Source organism: Nocardioides aurantiacus, assembly GCF_003752505.1.
In the GTDB taxonomy this organism is placed as follows: Bacteria; Actinomycetota; Actinomycetes; order Propionibacteriales; family Nocardioidaceae; genus Marmoricola; species Marmoricola aurantiacus.
In genome coordinates this window covers 223,190-240,762 of record NZ_RKHO01000001.1, presented here as the reverse complement: position 1 = coordinate 240,762, position 17,573 = coordinate 223,190, and the positions used below count along the sequence as shown (strand labels likewise).

Genomic DNA, 17,573 nt, shown 5'->3' with positions numbered 1-17,573 from the left:
CTCCCGGCCCGAGGTCTCGCTCCTCGCGGTCCGGGCGAACGTAGGTGTGGCCGCCGTCACATGGCAATCGTTTGCCAAAAGTTGCCAGACGCGTGCCAGCATGGCCTCGTGCCCGCCCCCCGCCGTCGCGCCACCATCACCTCGGTCGCCGAGGCGGCCGGGGTCGCGACCTCGACGGTGTCGCGCGCGTTCAGCAACCCGGGCCGGGTCAACCACGTCACGCGGGAGCACGTGCTCGCCGTCGCCGAGCGGCTCGGCTACTCCCCCAACCCCACGGCGCAGGCCCTCGAGTCCGGCCGCACGAACACCGTCGCGCTGGTCGTCCCCGACATCACCAACCCCTACTTCTCCGGGGTGGTCAAGGGCGCCGAGCGCGCCGCCGCCGAGGCCCGACTGACGCTGGTCATCGGCGACGCCCAGGAGAACCCCGTGCACGAGGAACGCCTGGTCAGGCGGCTGGGCGCGGCCGTCGACGGGTTCGTGCTGACCGCCTCCCGGATGCCCGACGAGGCGCTGCAGCGGGCGAGCGAGCTCAACCGGATCGTGCTGGTCAACCGGGCCTCACCCGGGCTGACCAGCGTGGTCGCCGACTTCGCCTCCGGCACCGGCCAGATCGTCGCCCACCTCGCCTCCCACGGCCACCGCTCCTTCGTCTTCCTCGGCGGCCCGGCCGAGTCGTGGTCGGGCGCGCGACGCTGGGCCGGGCTGCACGCGGCCGCGGCGGAGCACGGCCTCGAGGCCACCCGGTTCGGGCCCTACACGCCCACCACCGCCTCCGGCCCGGCCGCCGCCGACGCCGTCCTCACCACCCGCGCGACCGCGGTCGTGGCGCACAACGACGTGCTGGCGATCGGCGTGCTCCAGCGCCTGGCCGAGCGCGGCGTACGCGTCCCGGAGCAGCTGAGCGTCGTCGGCTTCGACGACGTCTTCGGCGCCGACTTCTGCCACCCCCCGCTGACCACGCTCGCCGAGCGCACCACCGAGGCCGGCGCCCGCGCCGTCGAGGCGCTCGCCGCCCTCACCCGCCCCGGCGCCACCCCCACCGGCGAGGACGCTCCCGTCCGGGTGCTGCCCACCCAGCTCGTCGTCCGCGCCTCGTCGGGCCCCGCCCCCACCTGACCCGCCACCGTCGTGCCCGGCCGGGTCCACGAAGACGCCGGGGCCTAGGAGCGATCGGGCTCGGGCTCGGGCTCGGGGGCGGAGTCGGTGTCGTGGTGGTCCTCGGAGCCGGAGCCGAGGATGCTGGGGGGCTCGCCGAAGGAGACCTTCACCTGCTCGAAGCCCTTGTGGCGCTGGGCGCGGGCGTAGCTGGTGTAGGCCTTGCGGTCGGCCTCGGTGAGCTCGACGGAGTCGGTGAAGGGCGTGAGCAGGGCGCGCGGCCACAGGTGGCGCACGAGCACGACGTTGAGCTCCATGCCGAGGACGGCGATGACGGCGGCGAGGAAGATCAGGCCGATCAGGCCGAGGACCAGGCCGAAGGTCTGGTTCATCGAGGAGGTCTCGCTCAGCACCCGGTTGACGTACGCCGTGGACAGCAGCTGCAGCCCCTGCCAGAGCACCGCGACGAAGAAGCCACCGGGAGCGGCGTAGTACCACGGGTGCTCGCGCGCGGTGGCGAGCCGGAACAGCACCGTCAGGATGCCGCCGACCAGCAGCACCGTGACGACCGAGACCAGCGTGCGACCGCCGCCGACGCCGGCGTCGGAGAGCAGCTTCTGGCCGGTGACCGAGACGGCCGTGACGGCCAGCACCGCACCACCGGCGATCAGCAGCAGGAACAGGCTCTTGAGCCGCAGCAGGAACGGGTTGGGGCGGCTGTTGCGCGGCACCGACCAGGCGACGTTCATCGCGTTCTGGATGGCGGTGCCGAGGCCGAGCGAGCCGTAGAGCGCGATCAGGCCACCGGTGACCACCGCGGCGACCGACCCCTGCAGCCCCTCGGGCCGACCGAGCTGGTCACCGACGATCGGGAACTGCCGCAGCGTGGAGTCCAGCGCCGCCTGCTGCAGCTCCGGGTCGCCCTGGAGCACGAAGCCCAGGATCGAGGTGCCGAGCAGCAGCAGCGGGAAGACCGCGACGAAGGTGTAGTAGGTGATGATCGCCGCCAGGTAGGGGCCCTGGTCGTCGAAGTACTTGTAGACCACCGCCAGGGGGAAGCCGAGCCCTGGAAACCTGCGCTGGGCGTCGTCGGCCGCCCTCACCATCCCCGCCACGGGCCGAACGCTACCGGCGGGCACCCCGGGGACGGCGCCGCGGAGCGGCGGCGCGCTGGGAGGCTGGCCCCGTGCCCACCCCGACCACCGGCCCGTCCCCCGGCCCCACCCCTGGTCCCAGCGCCGCCGACCGGCGGCGGGTCGACCGCGCGGCCGCCGGCATCGCGCTGTACGCCGGGGCGTTCGGTGCGACGTTCGGCGCGGTGTCCACCGGGTCGGGCGTCGACCTCGGCCAGACGATGCTGCTGAGCCTGCTGATGTTCACCGGCGCCTCGCAGTTCGCCTTCGTGGGGGTGGTCGCCGCGGGCGGCACGGCCGTCGCGGCGGTGTCGGCGGCGCTGCTGCTCGGGGTGCGCAACGCGTTCTACGGCATCCCGGTGAGCCGGCTGGTCCGGCCCCGCGGCGTACGACGCCCGCTGGCCGCGCACCTCGTCATCGACGAGACCACCGCGATGGCCGTCGCCGAGCGCGACCCGGCGCTGGGTCGCCGGGCGTTCTGGATCACCGGCGTGGTGCTGTGCGTGCTGTGGAACGCAGGCACCCTCGCCGGGGCGCTGCTCGGGCGGGGCGTCGACGCCGAGGCGCTGGGCCTCGACGTCGCCGCACCGGCGGTCTTCCTCGCCCTGCTCTGGCCGCAGCTGCGCGAGCGCACCGCCCCCGTGACCGCGCTGCTCGGCGCCGCGGTCGCGCTGGTGCTGATCCCCCTCGCCCCGCCGGGCGTCCCGGTGCTGGCGGCCGCCGCCGTGGCACTGGTGCTCGGCCTGGCCCGACCCGGAGCCCGACCCGGGGCCCGACCCGGGGCCCGACCGGGAGCCCGGGCGTGACCGGGCTCTGGACCGGCGTCGTCGTGGCCGCGCTCGGCTGCTACCTGCTCAAGCTGGCCGGGGTGGCACTGCCGGCCGCGGTCCTCGACCACCCCGTCGTACGCCGGGTGGCCGGCCTGCTCCCGGTGGCGATGCTCGCGGGGCTGGTCGTGGTGGAGCTGCTCGACGACGGAGGTCGCTACGGCGCGGACTGGCGGACCCTGGCCGGGATGGCCGCTGCCGTGGTGGCACTGCTGCTGCGGCAGGGCGTCCTGGTCGTCTTCGTGGCGGCCGTGGCGGTGACGGCGCTGCTGCGGCTGGTCACCTGAGCGAGCCGCTCAGTCGCACACCGGCGGCGGGACCGAGGTCTCGTGGGCGAGCGGACCGCCCACCGCCTCGAAGATCTCGCGCAGCTGCGTCACCTGCTCGCGGGTGAGCCGGTCGAAGAACACCTCACGGACCTGGGCGACGTGGTGCGGCGCGACCTCCTCGACGCGGGCGAAGCCGGCGTCGGTGAGCGTGGCGACGACCACCCGGGCGTTGTCGGGCCGGCGGGCCCGGGTGACCCAGCCCTGCGACTCCAGCTTGGCCACCGCGTGCGAGAGCCGCGACGGCGAGGAGCGCACCATCTCGGCCAAGACGCCCATCGAGAGGGTGCGCTCGGGCGCCTCGCTCAGCATCGCCAGCACGAGGTAGACGCTGTGCGGCATGCCGGCGACCTGGGACAGCTGCCGGTCCAGGGACGACTGCAGCGCCTGGTTGGCGAACAGGTAGGCGCGCCAGGCGGCCTGCTGCTCGTCGTCGAGCCACTGCGGTGCGTCCATGGGCCCATCCTACCGCATCAGTTGAAACTTCAAACGATTGCTCAGGACGCGGACCGGTCCCCGACCACCAGCGCGAGCACCCGCCCGAACAGGTCGTCGGGCACCCCGGCGGGGTCGATCTGCCGCTCCAGCGCCAGCCCGTTGGACAGTGCCATCAGCAGCGTGGCCAGCTCCGCGGGCGGCAGCGGCGGCTCCGCCCCGGCCTGGTCGAGGTGGGCGGTCACCGCGTCGGTGACCGCGGCGTGCAGCTCGCGCCGGCGGTCGACGAAGGCGCCGTCCACCGCGCCGCTGCGCACGGCCCGCTGCCACAGCTCGAGGAAGAGCAGCTGCCAGTCGCGCTGCTCGTCGGCGGCCCGCGTCAGGCGGTCGCCGAGCGCGCGGGCCTTCTCGCCGAGCGAGGCGTCGGTGTCGCTGACCGCGGCCAGACCGAGCTCGAGGTAGGCCGAGACCCTGTCCTCCACGAGCGCGGCGACCAGGTCGTCCTTGCTGCCGAAGTTGGAGTAGACGGCGCCCTTGGTGAAGCCCGCCGCGGCGGCGACGTCACCGACGCTGGCCCCGTCGACCCCCTGCCGGGCGAACACCTGCGCCGCGGCGTCGAGGAGCGCGCGGCGCACCTCCTCGCGCGGGGGGCGGCGACCTGGACCGACGGTTGACACGAGCGGCACGATACCGAAAGGTATTGGATACCGAACGGTATCGAGCAGACGAGGACGGGACCCGACATGAGCGGCGTACGAGCAGGACTCGAGGGACAGGTCGCCTCCACGCTGCGGTGGGGCCTGGGCCACGCGCTGCCGCGGTGGGCGATCCGCGGCTCGGCGAAGCGCGGCGACCTGCACGGCCGGCTGATCGAGGCGACCGCCTCCAGCGACGCGGCCCCGCTCGAGCTGTTCGAGGAGGTCCGCGCCGACGGCCCGCTGCACCGCTCGCAGTTCGCCTACGTCACCGCCTCGCTCCCCACGGTGAAGGAGGTGCTCACCAGCAACGACGTCCGCGCCGGCGTCGACATCGGCTCCGCGCCCGGCCCGCTGGGACGGCTGTCCACGTGGGCCGGACGCCGGGCGCCCATCGGGCCGCTGACCCCGCCGTCGCTGCTGGTGACCGAGCCGCCCGACCACACCCGCTACCGCAAGCTGGTCACCCGGGTCTTCAGCGCCCGCGCGGTGCAGCAGCTGCGCGAGCGGACCGAGCAGATCGCCACCGAGCTCCTCGACGACCTCGGGGCCGACGCCCGCGCCGGCCACCCCGTCGACCTGGTCGAGCGCTACTGCGCGCTGCTGCCCGTCACGGTGATCGCCGAGATCCTCGGGGTGCCGGCCGCCGACCGCGACCGGGTGCTGCGCTTCGGCGAGGGCGCCGCCCCCAGCCTCGACCTGGGCCTGGGGTGGCGCCACTTCCGCGAGGTCGAGGCCTCGCTGACGGAGTTCGAGCGGTGGCTGCACACCCACATCGAGGACGTACGCCGCTCGCCCGGCGCCGACCTCCTCAGCCAGCTCGTCACCGCCCGGGACGAGGACGGACGCGGTCTCGACGACGCGGAGCTCAAGGCCACCGCCGGGCTGGTCCTGGCCGCCGGCTTCGAGACCACGGTCAACCTGCTCGGCAACGGCATCTGGCTGCTGCACGAGCACCCGGACCAGCTGCGGGCCCTCCAGGACGACCCCGCGCTGTGGCCCAACGCCGTCGACGAGGTGCTGCGGCACGACCCGCCGGTGCTGCTGACCGGCCGGACCGTGGTGCGCGACACCGAGCTGGCGGGGACGACCGTGCCCCGCGGCGCGGTGGTGACCACGCTGCTGGCCGGGGCCAACCGCGACCCGGAGGTCTTCACCGACCCCGACGTGTTCGACGTCGCCCGGGCCAACGCGGGCGACCACGTGTCGTTCTCGTCCGGCCGCCACTACTGCCTCGGGGCGGCGCTGGCGCGGATGGAGGGCGAGGTCGGGCTGCGCGCGGTCTTCTACCGGTTCCCCGACCTGGCCCTCGAGCCCGGGGCGCGGCGGCGGCCGACCCGGATCCTGCGCGGGTGGGGCGCCCTTCCCGCGCGGCTGCAGACGCAGCCCGTCGCGACGGGGTGACGCCTCCGCGGCGGACTGCTTCACCGCGGAGGCGTCGGGGTGCGGGACGAGGAAGACCTCGATCTGTGCCCACCTCTCGGGTGCCCACTCCAGGCACGTTCACACCCGGTCGGACGGTCCGCCACGCCGTGGTGTGACAAGATCCGGTGTCGCCCGGGTGCCCGGGCGTCGCGAGAGGAGTGCGCGTGACCGTCGACTACCCCCCGGAGCTGGTCGACTCCTTCACGCGCCTCGCCGAGGCCGTCGGCCGGGCCGCGTCGGTGGCCGACACCTACGAGGTGCTGTGCCGCGGTGCCGTCGAGGTCGTCGACGGCTGCGACCACGCGTCGCTCATGCTGCTGGCCGACGGGCGCGGCCGCACCGCCGCCGCCTCCGACGACGTCGCCCGCCGCGGCGACGCCATCGAGCTCGAGCTCGGCGACGGGCCCTGCCTCGACGCGCTGCGCGACGACGAGCCCGACCTGCACCTGTGCGCCGACCTCACGGCACCCAACCGGTGGCCGGCCCTCGCGAGCCGCCTCGTGGCCGAGACGCCCGTGCGCGGCATGGGCGGCTTCCGGCTCCGCACCGCCGGCCGCCACCTGGGCGCGCTCAACCTGTTCAGCAGCACCCCGGGGGCGCTCGGCGAGGAGTCGATGGCCCAGGCCGCGGTGCTGGCGGCGTTCGCGTCGGTCGCGGTCACCGCCGCGCTGCACGGCGAGGAGGCCGAGACGATGCGGGCGGGGCTGCAGAGCAACCGCACCATCGGCACCGCGCTCGGCCTGCTGATGCAGACCCACGACCTCACCGACGCCGAGGCGTTCGGGGTGCTCTCGCGGCTCTCGCAGCAGATGAACGTCAAGCTCTCCCAGCTCGCCGCCGACGTGATCGAGCAGCACCGCCAGGGGATCGCCCCGCCCGTCTGAGGCGCCGGACCCCACCCGGCCCCTAGCCGACGTCGCGCCGCTCGAGGCCGACGAAGGCCACCGCGACCAACCCTGCCGCGACCGCGGCCAGCGCCGCCGAGCCGCCCCACGCGAGGCCCGGAGCCGCGACGTCGGGCACGTGGCGCAGCGGGCTCAGGTCGAGCGCCCACCCGGGCAGGTCGAGCGTCGGGCCCAGGACGGTGAGGACGAAGGTCCCCACCACGGCCAGCCAGCCGACCGCGCGCAGGCGGGGGGCGGCGCCGACCGCCGCGAGGGCGAGGCCGACGAGCAGCCACACCGCCGGCAGGGTCGCCGCGGCCTGCAGCACCACGTCGCCGGTCGCGACGTCCGGCTCCTGTCCGTGGGCGACCACCCCCAGCGCCGCGCCGGCGAGCAGCAGCGCGAGCGACGGCGCACCGAGCGCGATCACCGCGTGCGTGGCGAGGTGCGTACGCCGGCGCAGGCCGGCCGCCAGCAGCTGCTCGAGCCGGTGGGCGGCCTCCTCGGCGTGCGCGCGCACCACCACCTGGACGCCCGCGACCGCCGCCAGCAGGGCGAGCACCTGCAGCATCGTGACCACGAAGGCGAAGGCCAGCCCGCCGGCGCTCAGCGCCCCCGAGGCCAGCAGCGCGGCCATCGTGGGGTTCTCGGCGACGAGGTCGCCCACGGAGCCGGTGAGGCTCCCCAGGAGCAGCCCCGTCCCGACGACGGCGAGGACCCACGCCAGCACCGGTCCGCGCTGCAGCCGGACGGCCAGGCCCCAGGGCGAGCCCACCGACCCGGCCTCGGCCGGGCCCGTGCGCGCGGCGAGCAGGCCCTGACCGAAGTCACGGCGGGACTGCAGCACGAAGGCGGCGGCGGCCAGCGCCACCGAGGCGACGAGGGCGAGCAGGAGCGGCGCCGGCCGGTCACCGGCTCCGGGCCGGGTCGCCTCCAGCCAGCCCAGCGGCGTCAGCCAGGTGGTCCAGGCCGGGGCTCCCGCGGCGTCGAGGTAGCCGCGCAGCACGTAGGACAGGCCCAGCACCGCGACCGCGAGGCCCGTGGCGGTGCGGGCGTCGGAGGCCAGCTGCGCGGTGACGGCCGCGACGCCGGCGAACACCAGCCCGGACGCGGTGAAGGTCGCGGCGAGCAGCCACGACGACCGCGGGTCGCCGCCGGCGGACACGGTCGCGACCGCGCAGGTCACCCCGGTCGCCCCGGCGGCCAGCCCCGCGACGAGGAGCGCGACCGCCAGCCGCGACCCGCGGGCCATCACCGCGGACGCGAGCAGCTCGGCCTGGCCGGAGTCCTCCTGGGCCCGGCTGTGACGCACCACGACGAGGACCGTCATCAGCCCTGCGAACACCGCACCCACCTGTCCCGAGCGCCAGCCGGCGAAGCCGTCGGCCGTGGACAGGTCGCGGGCCGGGCCGAGCAGCAGCGACAGCGCCGGGTTGCTGCCCATGCTGGCGGCCAGCGCGGCCCGGTCGCGGGCGGCGGGGAACACGAGGTCGTAGGCCACCACCGAGGAGACCGGCAGCAGGCAGACCAGCAGCACCCAGGGCACGGTGCGCAGGGCGTCCTGGCGCAGCGAGACCCGCAGCAGCGGGCCGACCCCGGCCAGGCGGGTGCTCACGGCGTGGCGCCGGCCTGCGCATCGCCGTACTGCCGGAGGAAGAGGTCCTCCAGCGAGGCCGGCGAGACGGTGATGGAGAGCAGGTCGTGCGCCACCAGCGCGGCCATGGCCCGGTTGACCTCGCCGGGGTCGACGGTCGCGCGCAGCCCGCCGCGGTCGTCGAGCACCACGTCGTGCAGGCCGGGCAGAGCGCCCGGGTCGGCCGGCGGCCGGGCGAGGACCGCCTCGACGCCCCACCGGGTCTGCCCACGCAGGTCGGCCAGCGTGCCGGTCTGCACGACGCGGCCGCGGCGGATGATGCTCACCCGGTCGGCGAGCGCCTGCACCTCGCCGAGGATGTGGCTCGACAGCAGCACCGTGCGGCCCTCGGCCGGCAGCCGCGCGACCTCGTCCTGGAAGGCCGCCTCCATCAGCGGGTCGAGGCCCGAGGTCGGCTCGTCGAGGACGAGCAGCTCGACGTCGGCTGCGAGCGCAACGACGATCGCGACCTTCTGGCGGTTGCCCTTGGAGTAGTGCCGGCCCCGCTTGGTCGGGTCGAGCTCGAAGCGCTCGACGAGGTCGTCGCGACGCGCCCGGTCCAGGCCGCCCCGGAGGTTGCCGATGAGGTCGATCGCCTCGCCGCCGGTCAGCGAGGGCCACAGCACCACGTCGCCGGGCACGTAGGCCAGCCGGCGGTGCAGCTCGACCACGTCGCGCCACGGGTCGCCGCCCAGCAGCTCGGCCGTGCCGGCGTCGGCGCGGAGCAGCCCGAGCAGGACCCGCAGCGCCGTCGACTTGCCGGCGCCGTTGGGGCCCAGGAAGCCGTGCACCTCCCCGCGGGCCACCTCGAGGTCGAGCCCGTCGAGCGCGGTGGCACGGCCGAACCGCTTGACCAGCCCGTGCGTGCGGATCGCGTGGGTCCCCGGCATCGGTCGTCCCCTCCTCCGCTGGGCACGCTACGCCCGCGCGGGCGCCCGGGTCAGCCCTCGCCTGCGCCCGGGTCGTCGAGCACGTCGCGCCAGGAGTGCTGCGGCTCGAAGCCGAGCAGCTCGCGGGCCTTGTCGATGGCGTAGAAGGTCTCGTCGCGGCCCATCTCGCGGCGCACCTCGACGCCGTCGTAGAACTGCTCGCGGACCTGCTCGGTCGTGGCGGCGGTGGACATGTCGGCGTTGGCGACGTTGAAGACCTGGTAGCCCAGCCCGTCGGTCTCCAGGCAGCGCTGCACCATCTGGCCGAGGTCGCGGGTGTCGATGTAGGCGAAGACGTTGCGGCGCCGGCGGCCGGGATCGGTGAGGAAGGGCGGGAACATCTCGGCGTACTCGTGGGGCTCGATGACGTTGTTGATCCGCAGCCCGTAGACGTCGGTGCCGGTGCGGGCCTGGAACGAGCGTGCGGTGACCTCGCCCGCGACCTTGGACATCGCGTAGGCGTCCTCGGGCACCGTCGGGTGCTCCTCGTCGACCGGGACGTGGAGCGGCTTGCGCTCGCCGCGGGCGAAGCAGATGCCGTAGGTCGTCTCGGAGGAGGCGAAGACGATCTTGGGGATCCCGAGCCGGGTGGCGGCCTCGAGGACGTGGTAGGTGCTGAGCACGTTGGTGGCGTACGTCGCCGCGTCGCTGGTCAGCAGGATCCGCGGCACCGCGGCGAAGTGGACGACCGCGTCGTAGCGCAGCGCCTCGGTGTGCTCGAGCTCCTCGAAGGTGGCCATGCCGGCGAGGGCCGACCAGGTCTCCCCCGCGTCGGTCAGGTCGACCCGCAGGTCGCTGACCCCGGGGTGGTCGAGCGGGACGAGGTCGGCGTTGGTGACCTGGTGGCCCTGGTCGGCGAGGAAGGGGGCCACGTGCCGGCCGGCCTTGCCGCTGCCGCCGGTGAAGAAGATGCGCATGGGCCCGTCGTACCCAGGCGGCGGCGGCTCAGGCGGGCCTCGAGGTCCGCGCCGTAGCCTGGCTCGGTGGCGGGGCGGACGCAGCACCTCGAGGTCCCCGTCGTGGTCGTCGGGGCCGGACAGGCGGGCCTGGCCGTCGGCTACCACCTGCAGCGGCTCGGCCGGGTCCCCCGGCAGGACTTCCTCCTCCTCGACGCCGCCGACCGTCCCGGTGGCGCGTGGCCCCGGACGTGGGACGGCCTCCACCTGTTCTCGCCCCCGGCGTACTCCTCGCTGCCCGGCTGGATGATGCCGCCGTGGCGGGACCCGACCGGCGTCCACGACGGCTACCCGCCGCGCGACCACGTGGTGGCCTACCTGACGGCGTACGAGCAGCGCTACGGCCTGGCGCCGCTGCGCCCGCACCGGGTGAGCGAGGTGGTCGCGGCCGACGACGACGCGGGCGGCCCGCTGCTCGTGCGTGCCCCCGGGCTGGCGGTGAGGGCCCGGGTGGTGGTGTCGGCGACCGGCACGTGGGACCGCCCGTTCCGGCCGGCGTACCCCGGGAGCGGGCTGTACGCCGGGCGCCAGCTGCACGCCGCGGACCTGCGCTCGCCCGAGGAGCTGGCGGGGCAGCGGGTCGTGGTGGTCGGCGGCGGCAACTCCGCGGCCCAGCTGCTGGCCCTGGTCTCCCGCGTCGCCGACACCACCTGGGTCGCGACGCGACCGCCGCGGTTCCTGCCCGACGACGTGGACGGGCGGGCCCTCTTCGACGCGGCCACCGCGCGGGTCCGCGCCCGCGAGGGGGGTACGCCGCACGACGGGGTCGGCGGCCTGGGCGACGTCGTGGTCGTCCCGGAGGTGCGCGAGGCCCGCGACCGCGGGGTGCTCCACGCGCGCCCGATGTTCGAGCGGCTCACCCGCGACGGCGTCGCCTGGGCCGACGGCACCACCGAGCGGGCCGACGTGGTGCTCTGGTGCACCGGCTTCCGGCCGGCGCTGCGCCACCTCGCGCCGCTGCGGCTGCGCGACGCCGACGGCCGGGTCCCCGTGGGCGGCACGTCGGGCACCCGGGCCGAGCGCGACCACCGCGTCCACCTCGTGGGGTACGGCGACTGGACCGGACCCGCCTCCGCGACGCTGATCGGCGTCGGGCGCACCGCTCGCGCGACGGTGGCGGAGGTCGTCGGGCGGACCTGGCCTCAGCCCGCGTAGGGCCGCCACTCCCCCACCGGCTGCGCGAGCCGGTCGGCCACGACGGCGAGGGTGGCGCGGTGGTGGCCGAAGCCCAGGTGGGTCGAGCGCACCTCGACGTTCTCGGTGGTCGGCGCCGGCAGGCTGGTGCACAGCTCCCAGGCGACGATGCCGTCGTAGCGGCTGTAGATGCAGGTGGTCGGCACGGACAGCGGCGCCGCCCGGCTGCCGAGCACCTCGGGCGTCAGGTCGACGGCGTTGCGGCCCCGGTTGAGCAGCGTGTACGCCGGCCAGGCCGACGTCGCCCGGAGGTTGCCGCGCATCGGGGTGCCCATCGTGATCACCGAGCGGACCCGGTCGGGGTTCTCGCGCGCGATCTCGCGGGCGTAGATGCCGCCCGCGCTCCAGCCGACGATGCTCATCGGCTCGCCGGAGCGCTGCGCGATGTGGTCGAGCCGCTCGCTCAGCCGACCTCGCAGCCCCTGCCGGACGCCCATGTTGCGACCCTGGCCCCAGTCGTAGACGCGGTAGCCCTTGCTGCGCAGGAACCCGCGCAAGAAGCCGGTCGAGCTGGCGCCGGCGAGGAAGCCGGGCAGCACGAGCACGGGGTGGCCGTCGCCGCTCGGCAGTCCGGCGAGGTAGCGCCGCGACGCCGCCGAGTGGGCCAGCTCGAGACCGGTCAGCCCCTCGCGGAGCCACAGGTGGGGGCGGGGTGCGTGGGCGCGGTCGGCGTCGGGGGTGCCGGCGGCGGGGCGGGCCTTCGTCGAGGGGGTCACCGTCTCGTCGTACCCACCGGGGCCCGAGGTGCTCAGGGGTGCTCGTCGCCCTCCGTCGGGGGCCACCGCGGGCTCACGCGTCGAAGTCGACGGTCACGGCGTCGCCGACCGGGAAGGACTGGCAGGTCAGCACGAACCCGCGCTCGACCTCGTCGTCGTCGAGGGCGTAGTTGCGGCGCATGTCGACCTCGCCCGCGGTGACGCGCGCGCGGCAGGTGCCGCACACGCCCCCCTTGCAGGCGAACGGCAGGTCGTGGCGGGTGGCCGCGGCGCCGTCCAGGACGCTGGCGCCCGTGCTCATCGGGGCGGTCGTCGAGCGGCCGTCGAGCACGACGGTGACCTCGCTGGTCTCCCCCTCCACGACGGCGTCGGGGCGCTCGAGCTCGGGCGGCGGCTCGTCGACGTAGAACAGCTCGACGTGCACCCGGTCGGCAGGCACGCCGAGCTCCTCCAGCACGGCCCGGGCGTCGGCGACCATCCCGAAGGGACCGCACAGCCAGACGTGGTCGAGGTCGTCGACGGGCACCAGCACCGTCAGCAGCGTGCGCAGCCGCTGGGCGTCGAGCCGGCCCGAGAACAGCTCCACGTCGCGGGGCTCGCGGGAGAGCACGTGGACCAGGTCGAGCTGAGCGCCGTGGCGGTTCTTCAGGTCGGCCAGCTCCTCGGCGAACATCACCGAGCCGGTGGTGCGGTTGCCGTAGAGCAGCGTCACCCGGCTCTCGGGGTGCGCCAGCACCGAGCTGGCGATCGAGAGCATCGGGGTGATGCCCGAGCCCGCGGCGATGCACAGGTGGCGGCCGGGGGTGGCGGGGTCGGCCCGGAAGCTCCCCGTCGGCGTCTGCACCTCGACCACGTCGCCGACCCGCAGCTCGCGGACCAGCCAGCGGGAGAACAGCCCGTCGGGGACCTCGCGCACCCCGACGCGGGGCCGGGCGCCCGCGGGGGCGCAGATGGAGTAGGAGCGGCGGTGCTCCTGGCCCTCGACCGTGCGCCGCAGCGTCAGCGACTGGCCGGCCTCGAAGGCGTACGCCGCGCGCAGCTCCTCGGGCACCTCGAAGGTGATCGCGGCGGCGTCGTCGGTGAGGCGCTCGACGGCGGCCACCCGGAGCTCGTGGAACCGCGCGCGGACCCGGACCGAGGTCATCTCAGATCTCCTTGACGTGCTCGAAGGGCTCCGCGCACGAGGTGCAGCGGTACATCGCCTTGCACGCCGTCGGGCCGAACTCCGAGGTCAGCGCGACCGCGTCGGAGCCGCAGCGCGGACAGGCCAGGTCGCGGCGCACGGGCAGCAGCGTCAGCGGCACCGGGCCGTCGTGGCGCGGCGCCGGGCCGGGCGCCGAGAGGCCGTGGTCACGCAGCGCCTGCCGGCCGCGCTCGGTGATCCAGTCGCTCGACCAGGCCGGGTGCAGGCGGACGCGGACCTCGACGCGGTCGTGGCCGGCGTCGTGCAGCACGTGCACCAGGTCGTCGCGCATCGTGGCCATGGCCGGGCACCCGGAGTAGGTCGGCGTGATGGTGAGGACCACCCGCCCGCCGTCCTCGACGGCGACGTCGCGCAGCACGCCCAGGTCCTCGAGGGTGAGCATCGGCATCTCCGGGTCCGTGACCGAGCGCGCGAGGTCACCGACGTCGGATCGGGTCGCGGTGGTCACCAGAGTCCCGTCGGGTGGGCGCGGGCGACGACCTGCATTTCGGCGAGCAGCCGCCCCATCGCCTCGCTGTGGCGGCCCTCCCGGCCGGCGCCACCGGCCACGGTCCCGGTGGCCGGCAGCCCGGGGCGCTCGACCCCGCTGACCGAGAACACCTGCTCGAGCAGCACGTCGACCTCGTCGGTCACCGATGCCGGGTCGACGCCGACGCCCTGCTCGGCGACGAGGCGCTCGACGGGGTGGGTGCGGGCCAGCTCGGCCCGCAGCGGCCAGACCAGCGCGAGGCCCGCCAGCAACCGGCGGCGCGACTCCGCGGTGCCCTGCGCCAGCGTCAGGAACCAGCGCCCGGCGTAGTCGCGGTGGTAGGTCAGCTCCTTGACGCCCTTGGCGGCGATCGCCGCGAGCACCTGGTCGCTGCTGGCCACCAGCCGCTGCAGCAGCGCGAGCCGGTGGCTGGAGAGCAGCAGCAGCCGCACCACGGTCGCCGCGAAGTCGCCGTTCTCCTGCTCGGCGAGCCGCACGTTGCGGAACGCCGCCTCGTCGCGGAAGAACGCCAGCGCGTCCTCGGGCGGGACCGGCGAGCCCTCCGGCAGGGCGGGCACCAGGTCCGGGTCGGCGGCGGCGGCCCGGGCCAGCAGCAGCCGCGCCTGGCCGAGGAGGTCGAGCGCGACGTTGGACAGCGCGATGTCCTCCTCCAGGTCGGGCGCGTTGCTGGCCCACTGGGAGAGCCGGTGGGAGTGGACGAGCGCGTCGTCGCCGAGCATCAGGCAGTACGCCGCGAGCGCGCCCGCGTCGACGCCGTCGGGGACGGTGGTGTCCACCCCGGCCAGGGGGTCCTCGAAGGAGGTGCCGAAGGCCCACTGCGAGTCGTCGCCGCCCAGCAGGCCGTCGTACACGCTCTCGTGCTCGCTCATCGTCGCCGCCCGCTCACATGTGGGGGACGTCGTCGGGGACGGCGTAGAACGTCGGGTGCCGGTAGACCTTGTCGCCGGCGGGGGCGAACAGCGGGTCCTTCTCGTCGGGGCTCGACGCCGCGATCCGGTCGGCGCGGACCGCCCAGATGCTGACGCCCTCGTTGCGGCGGGTGTAGACGTCGCGGGCGTGGCGCAGCGCCATCTCGTCGTCGGCGGCGTGCAGCGACCCGACGTGCACGTGGTTGAGGCCGCGCTTGCCGCGCACGAACACCTCGTAGAGCGGCCACTCGCCGCGCGGGGTCTCCCCCAGCGCGGTGGGCACGCCCTCGAGCGGCACGGCGCCGTGCCCGCCCTCGGCGGCGAAGTCCTCGCCTCCCTCACCCGGGCCGGTCATGCGCGGGCCTCGCGGGTCTCGACGGGCTCGGCCGACGAGCGGGCGGCGAAGGCGGTGGCGGCGTCGCGGACCCAGGCGCCGTCCTCGTGGGCGCGACGGCGGTGCGCGATCCGCTGGGCGTTGCAGGGGCCGGCGCCCGTGACCACGGCGCGGAACTCCTCCCAGTCGGGCTGGCCGAAGTCGTGGTGGCCGCGCTCGGCGTTCCAGACGAGGTCGGGGTCGGGCAGGGTGACGCCGAGCCGCTCGGCCTGCGGGACGCTCATGTCGACGAACTTCTGGCGCAGCTCGTCGTTGGTGTCGCGCTTGATCCCCCACGCCATCGACTGCGCGGTGTTGGGCGAGTCGTCGTCGGGCGGGCCGAACATCATCAGCGCGGGCCACCAGAACCGGTCGACCGACTCCTGGACCATGGCGCGCTGGGCGTCGCTCCCGCGCATCATCGTCATCAGCAGCTCGTAGCCCTGCCGCTGGTGGAAGGACTCCTCCTTGCAGATCCGGATCATCGACCGGCCGTAGGGGCCGTACGACGTGCGGCACAGCGGCACCTGGTTGGCGATGGCCGCGCCGTCGACGAGCCATCCGATGGTGCCGACGTCGGCGTACGACAGCGTCGGGTAGTTGAAGATCGAGGAGTACTTCTGCTGGCCCGAGACCAGCTTCTCGGTCAGCTCCTGGCGCGAGACGCCGAGCGTCTCGCACGCCGAGTAGAGGTAGAGCCCGTGGCCGGCCTCGTCCTGCACCTTGGCCAGGAGGATCGCCTTGCGGCGCAGCGACGGTGCACGGGTGATCCAGTTGCCCTCGGGCTGCATCCCGATGATCTCGGAGTGCGCGTGCTGGGCGATCTGGCGCACCAGGGTGGCGCGGTACTTCTCCGGCATCCAGTCGCGCGGCTCGATCCGGTCGTGGCGGGCGAGGACCTGCTCGAACTGCTCGACGAGCGCGGTCTCGTCGGGCGCGGTCGCGTCGGGTGCGGTGGTGCTCATGCGGACCTCCAGGAGGGACTGGTGGCGAGTCTATTCCTGACCGGTCGGTCAGCAAAGGCCTCAGCGCGGCGCGCGGGCGTCGACGATGCGCTTCATCTTGCCGACCGAGCGCTCGATCGTCCCGGGGTCGACGACGTGGACCCCGACGGAGACGCCGATCGAGCTCTTCACGAGGTGCTGCAGGCGTACGCCGGCCGACCGGGCCGCCTCGTCGCCGGCGGTCTCGCGCCGCTCCACCACCACGGTCATGAAGTCGAGGTGGCCCTCGCGCTCGAGCACGCACTGGAAGTGCGGCGAGAGCTCCGTGGTGGCCGAGAGGATCAGCTCCTCGACCTGGGTCGGGAACAGGTTGACCCCGCGCAGGATGATCATGTCGTCGGTGCGGCCGGTGATCTTCTCCATCCGCCGCATCGTCCGCGCGGTGCCGGGCAGCAGCCGGGTGAGGTCGCGGGTGCGGTAGCGCAGCACCGGCATCGCCTGCTTGGTCAGCGAGGTCAGCACCAGCTCGCCCTCCTCGCCGTCGGGCAGCACCTCGCCGGTGACCGGGTCGATCACCTCGGGGTAGAAGTGGTCCTCCCAGACGTGCAGCCCGTCCTTGGTCTCCACGCACTCGCTGGCGACGCCGGGGCCGATCACCTCCGAGAGCCCGTAGATGTCGACGGCGTGCATGTCGAGCCGGCCCTCGACCTCGCGCCGCATGTCGTTGGTCCACGGCTCGGCGCCGAAGATCCCGACCTTGAGCGAGGTGGAGCGCGGGTCGACGCCCTGCCGCTCCATCTCGTCGACCAGCGCGAGCATGTAGGACGGCGTCACCATGATGACGTCGGGCCGGAAGTCCTGGATCAGCTGCACCTGCCGCTCGGTCATGCCGCCGCTGACCGGCACCACGGTGCACCCCAGCTTCTCGGCGCCGTAGTGCGCTCCGAGGCCGCCGGTGAACAGGCCGTAGCCGTAGGCGTTGTGCAGCACGTGGCCGGCCCGACCCCCGGCGGCCCGGATGCTGCGCGCCACCACCGTCGCCCAGGTCTCGACGTCGTCGCGGGTGTAGCCGACGACGGTCGGCTTGCCGGTCGTGCCGGACGAGGCGTGGATCCGCACCACCTGCTCGCGGGGCACCGCGAACATCCCGAAGGGGTAGTTCTCGCGCAGGTCGGCCTTGGTGGTGAACGGCAGCCGCGCCAGGTCGTCGAGTCCGGTCACGTCGTCGGGATGGACCCCGGCCGCGTCGAGGGAGGCGCGGTAGTGCGGGACGCAGGAGTAGGCGTGGCGCACCGACCAGACCAACCGCTCGGTCTGCAGCGCCCGGAGCTCGTCGAGCGACGCGGTCTCGACCGGCTCCAGGTCACCCGGTCGGGGGCTCAGGTCGTCCACGTCCACTCCTC

Annotated in this window: 19 protein-coding genes; 6 read left to right on the top strand and 13 right to left on the bottom strand. The window is 74.8% G+C overall.

Annotated features, from left to right (window positions below; translation table 11 throughout):
- The first annotated feature begins 108 nt into the window (after positions 1-108).
- Positions 109-1,119: a LacI family DNA-binding transcriptional regulator gene (locus tag EDD33_RS01190; RefSeq protein WP_123388777.1), complete on the top strand. Its 1,011-nt coding sequence runs from the start codon at positions 109-111 to the stop codon at positions 1,117-1,119.
- 44 nt (positions 1,120-1,163) lie between these two features.
- Here EDD33_RS01190 and EDD33_RS01185 read toward each other — a convergent pair whose 3' ends face one another.
- Positions 1,164-2,204, bottom strand: a complete 1,041-nt coding sequence (locus EDD33_RS01185) for a YihY/virulence factor BrkB family protein (RefSeq protein ID WP_123388776.1) — start codon at positions 2,202-2,204, stop codon at positions 1,164-1,166.
- Between the two features lie 80 nt (positions 2,205-2,284).
- Between EDD33_RS01185 and EDD33_RS01180 the strand changes: the two genes are divergently transcribed.
- Both EDD33_RS01180 and EDD33_RS01175 read left to right on the top strand, forming a co-directional pair.
- Positions 2,285-3,037: an AzlC family ABC transporter permease gene (locus EDD33_RS01180; RefSeq protein WP_123388775.1), complete on the top strand. Its 753-nt coding sequence runs from the start codon at positions 2,285-2,287 to the stop codon at positions 3,035-3,037.
- On the top strand, positions 3,034-3,345 hold the full coding sequence (locus tag EDD33_RS01175) for an AzlD domain-containing protein (protein ID WP_123388774.1): 312 nt from the start codon (positions 3,034-3,036) through the stop codon (positions 3,343-3,345). Before EDD33_RS01180 ends, EDD33_RS01175 begins: the two co-directional genes overlap by 4 nt.
- A gap of 9 nt (positions 3,346-3,354) precedes the next feature.
- Here EDD33_RS01175 and EDD33_RS01170 read toward each other — a convergent pair whose 3' ends face one another.
- Positions 3,355-3,840 (bottom strand): MarR family winged helix-turn-helix transcriptional regulator, encoded by a 486-nt coding sequence (locus EDD33_RS01170; RefSeq protein ID WP_123388773.1) that lies wholly within the window; start codon positions 3,838-3,840, stop codon positions 3,355-3,357.
- A 41-nt stretch (positions 3,841-3,881) separates the two neighbouring features.
- Positions 3,882-4,496: a TetR/AcrR family transcriptional regulator gene (locus EDD33_RS01165; protein WP_170169667.1), complete on the bottom strand. Its 615-nt coding sequence runs from the start codon at positions 4,494-4,496 to the stop codon at positions 3,882-3,884.
- A gap of 66 nt (positions 4,497-4,562) precedes the next feature.
- Between EDD33_RS01165 and EDD33_RS01160 the strand changes: the two genes are divergently transcribed.
- Positions 4,563-5,918: a cytochrome P450 gene (locus tag EDD33_RS01160; RefSeq protein WP_123388772.1), complete on the top strand. Its 1,356-nt coding sequence runs from the start codon at positions 4,563-4,565 to the stop codon at positions 5,916-5,918.
- Positions 5,919-6,103: 185 nt separating this feature from the next.
- Positions 6,104-6,823, top strand: a complete 720-nt coding sequence (locus EDD33_RS01155; protein ID WP_211332371.1) for a GAF and ANTAR domain-containing protein — start codon at positions 6,104-6,106, stop codon at positions 6,821-6,823.
- A gap of 22 nt (positions 6,824-6,845) precedes the next feature.
- Here the strand turns inward: EDD33_RS01155 and EDD33_RS01150 are convergent, their stop codons facing one another.
- The 3 genes from EDD33_RS01150 to EDD33_RS01140 are packed head-to-tail and all read right to left on the bottom strand — an operon-like array spanning position 6,846 to position 10,302.
- Positions 6,846-8,438, bottom strand: coding sequence for an ABC transporter permease (locus tag EDD33_RS01150; RefSeq protein ID WP_123388770.1), 1,593 nt, complete (start codon positions 8,436-8,438; stop codon positions 6,846-6,848).
- A complete protein-coding gene (locus EDD33_RS01145) occupies positions 8,435-9,346 on the bottom strand; it encodes an ABC transporter ATP-binding protein (protein WP_123388769.1) in 912 nt (303 codons plus the stop codon). Before EDD33_RS01145 ends, EDD33_RS01150 begins: the two co-directional genes overlap by 4 nt.
- 50 nt (positions 9,347-9,396) lie before the next feature.
- Positions 9,397-10,302, bottom strand: a complete 906-nt coding sequence (locus tag EDD33_RS01140; RefSeq protein ID WP_123388768.1) for an NAD-dependent epimerase/dehydratase family protein — start codon at positions 10,300-10,302, stop codon at positions 9,397-9,399.
- A 66-nt stretch (positions 10,303-10,368) separates the two neighbouring features.
- Between EDD33_RS01140 and EDD33_RS01135 the strand changes: the two genes are divergently transcribed.
- Positions 10,369-11,496, top strand: coding sequence for an ArsO family NAD(P)H-dependent flavin-containing monooxygenase (locus EDD33_RS01135; protein WP_123388767.1), 1,128 nt, complete (start codon positions 10,369-10,371; stop codon positions 11,494-11,496).
- On the opposite strand, the gene EDD33_RS01130 is transcribed toward EDD33_RS01135, so the two are convergent.
- The 7 genes from EDD33_RS01130 to paaK all read right to left on the bottom strand — a co-directional run bounded on the left by EDD33_RS01130 (position 11,484) and on the right by paaK (position 17,562).
- Positions 11,484-12,251 (bottom strand): esterase/lipase family protein, encoded by a 768-nt coding sequence (locus tag EDD33_RS01130; protein ID WP_123388766.1) that lies wholly within the window; start codon positions 12,249-12,251, stop codon positions 11,484-11,486. The two genes, EDD33_RS01135 and EDD33_RS01130, sit on opposite strands and share 13 nt — an antisense overlap.
- A 73-nt stretch (positions 12,252-12,324) precedes the next feature.
- Positions 12,325-13,395, bottom strand: a complete 1,071-nt coding sequence (gene paaE / locus EDD33_RS01125; protein ID WP_123388765.1) for a 1,2-phenylacetyl-CoA epoxidase subunit PaaE — start codon at positions 13,393-13,395, stop codon at positions 12,325-12,327.
- Between the two features lies 1 nt (position 13,396).
- The gene (gene paaD, locus EDD33_RS01120) at positions 13,397-13,903 is read right to left on the bottom strand and encodes a 1,2-phenylacetyl-CoA epoxidase subunit PaaD (RefSeq protein ID WP_123388764.1); all 507 of its coding nucleotides are present in this window, start codon (positions 13,901-13,903) and stop codon (positions 13,397-13,399) included.
- A complete protein-coding gene (gene paaC, locus EDD33_RS01115; protein WP_123388763.1) occupies positions 13,900-14,814 on the bottom strand; it encodes a 1,2-phenylacetyl-CoA epoxidase subunit PaaC in 915 nt (304 codons plus the stop codon). Before paaC ends, paaD begins: the two co-directional genes overlap by 4 nt.
- Positions 14,815-14,827: 13 nt before the next feature.
- Positions 14,828-15,208, bottom strand: a complete 381-nt coding sequence (paaB, locus tag EDD33_RS01110) for a 1,2-phenylacetyl-CoA epoxidase subunit PaaB (protein ID WP_123388762.1) — start codon at positions 15,206-15,208, stop codon at positions 14,828-14,830.
- Positions 15,205-16,191, bottom strand: coding sequence for a 1,2-phenylacetyl-CoA epoxidase subunit PaaA (paaA, locus tag EDD33_RS01105; RefSeq protein ID WP_123388761.1), 987 nt, complete (start codon positions 16,189-16,191; stop codon positions 15,205-15,207). The genes paaB and paaA overlap by 4 nt, the downstream gene beginning before the upstream one ends.
- A 60-nt stretch (positions 16,192-16,251) precedes the next feature.
- Positions 16,252-17,562 carry a phenylacetate--CoA ligase PaaK gene (paaK, locus tag EDD33_RS01100; protein ID WP_123392860.1) on the bottom strand — a complete coding sequence of 437 codons (1,311 nt, stop codon included), beginning with the start codon at positions 17,560-17,562 and terminating at the stop codon, positions 16,252-16,254.
- Positions 17,563-17,573: the final 11 nt, after the last annotated feature.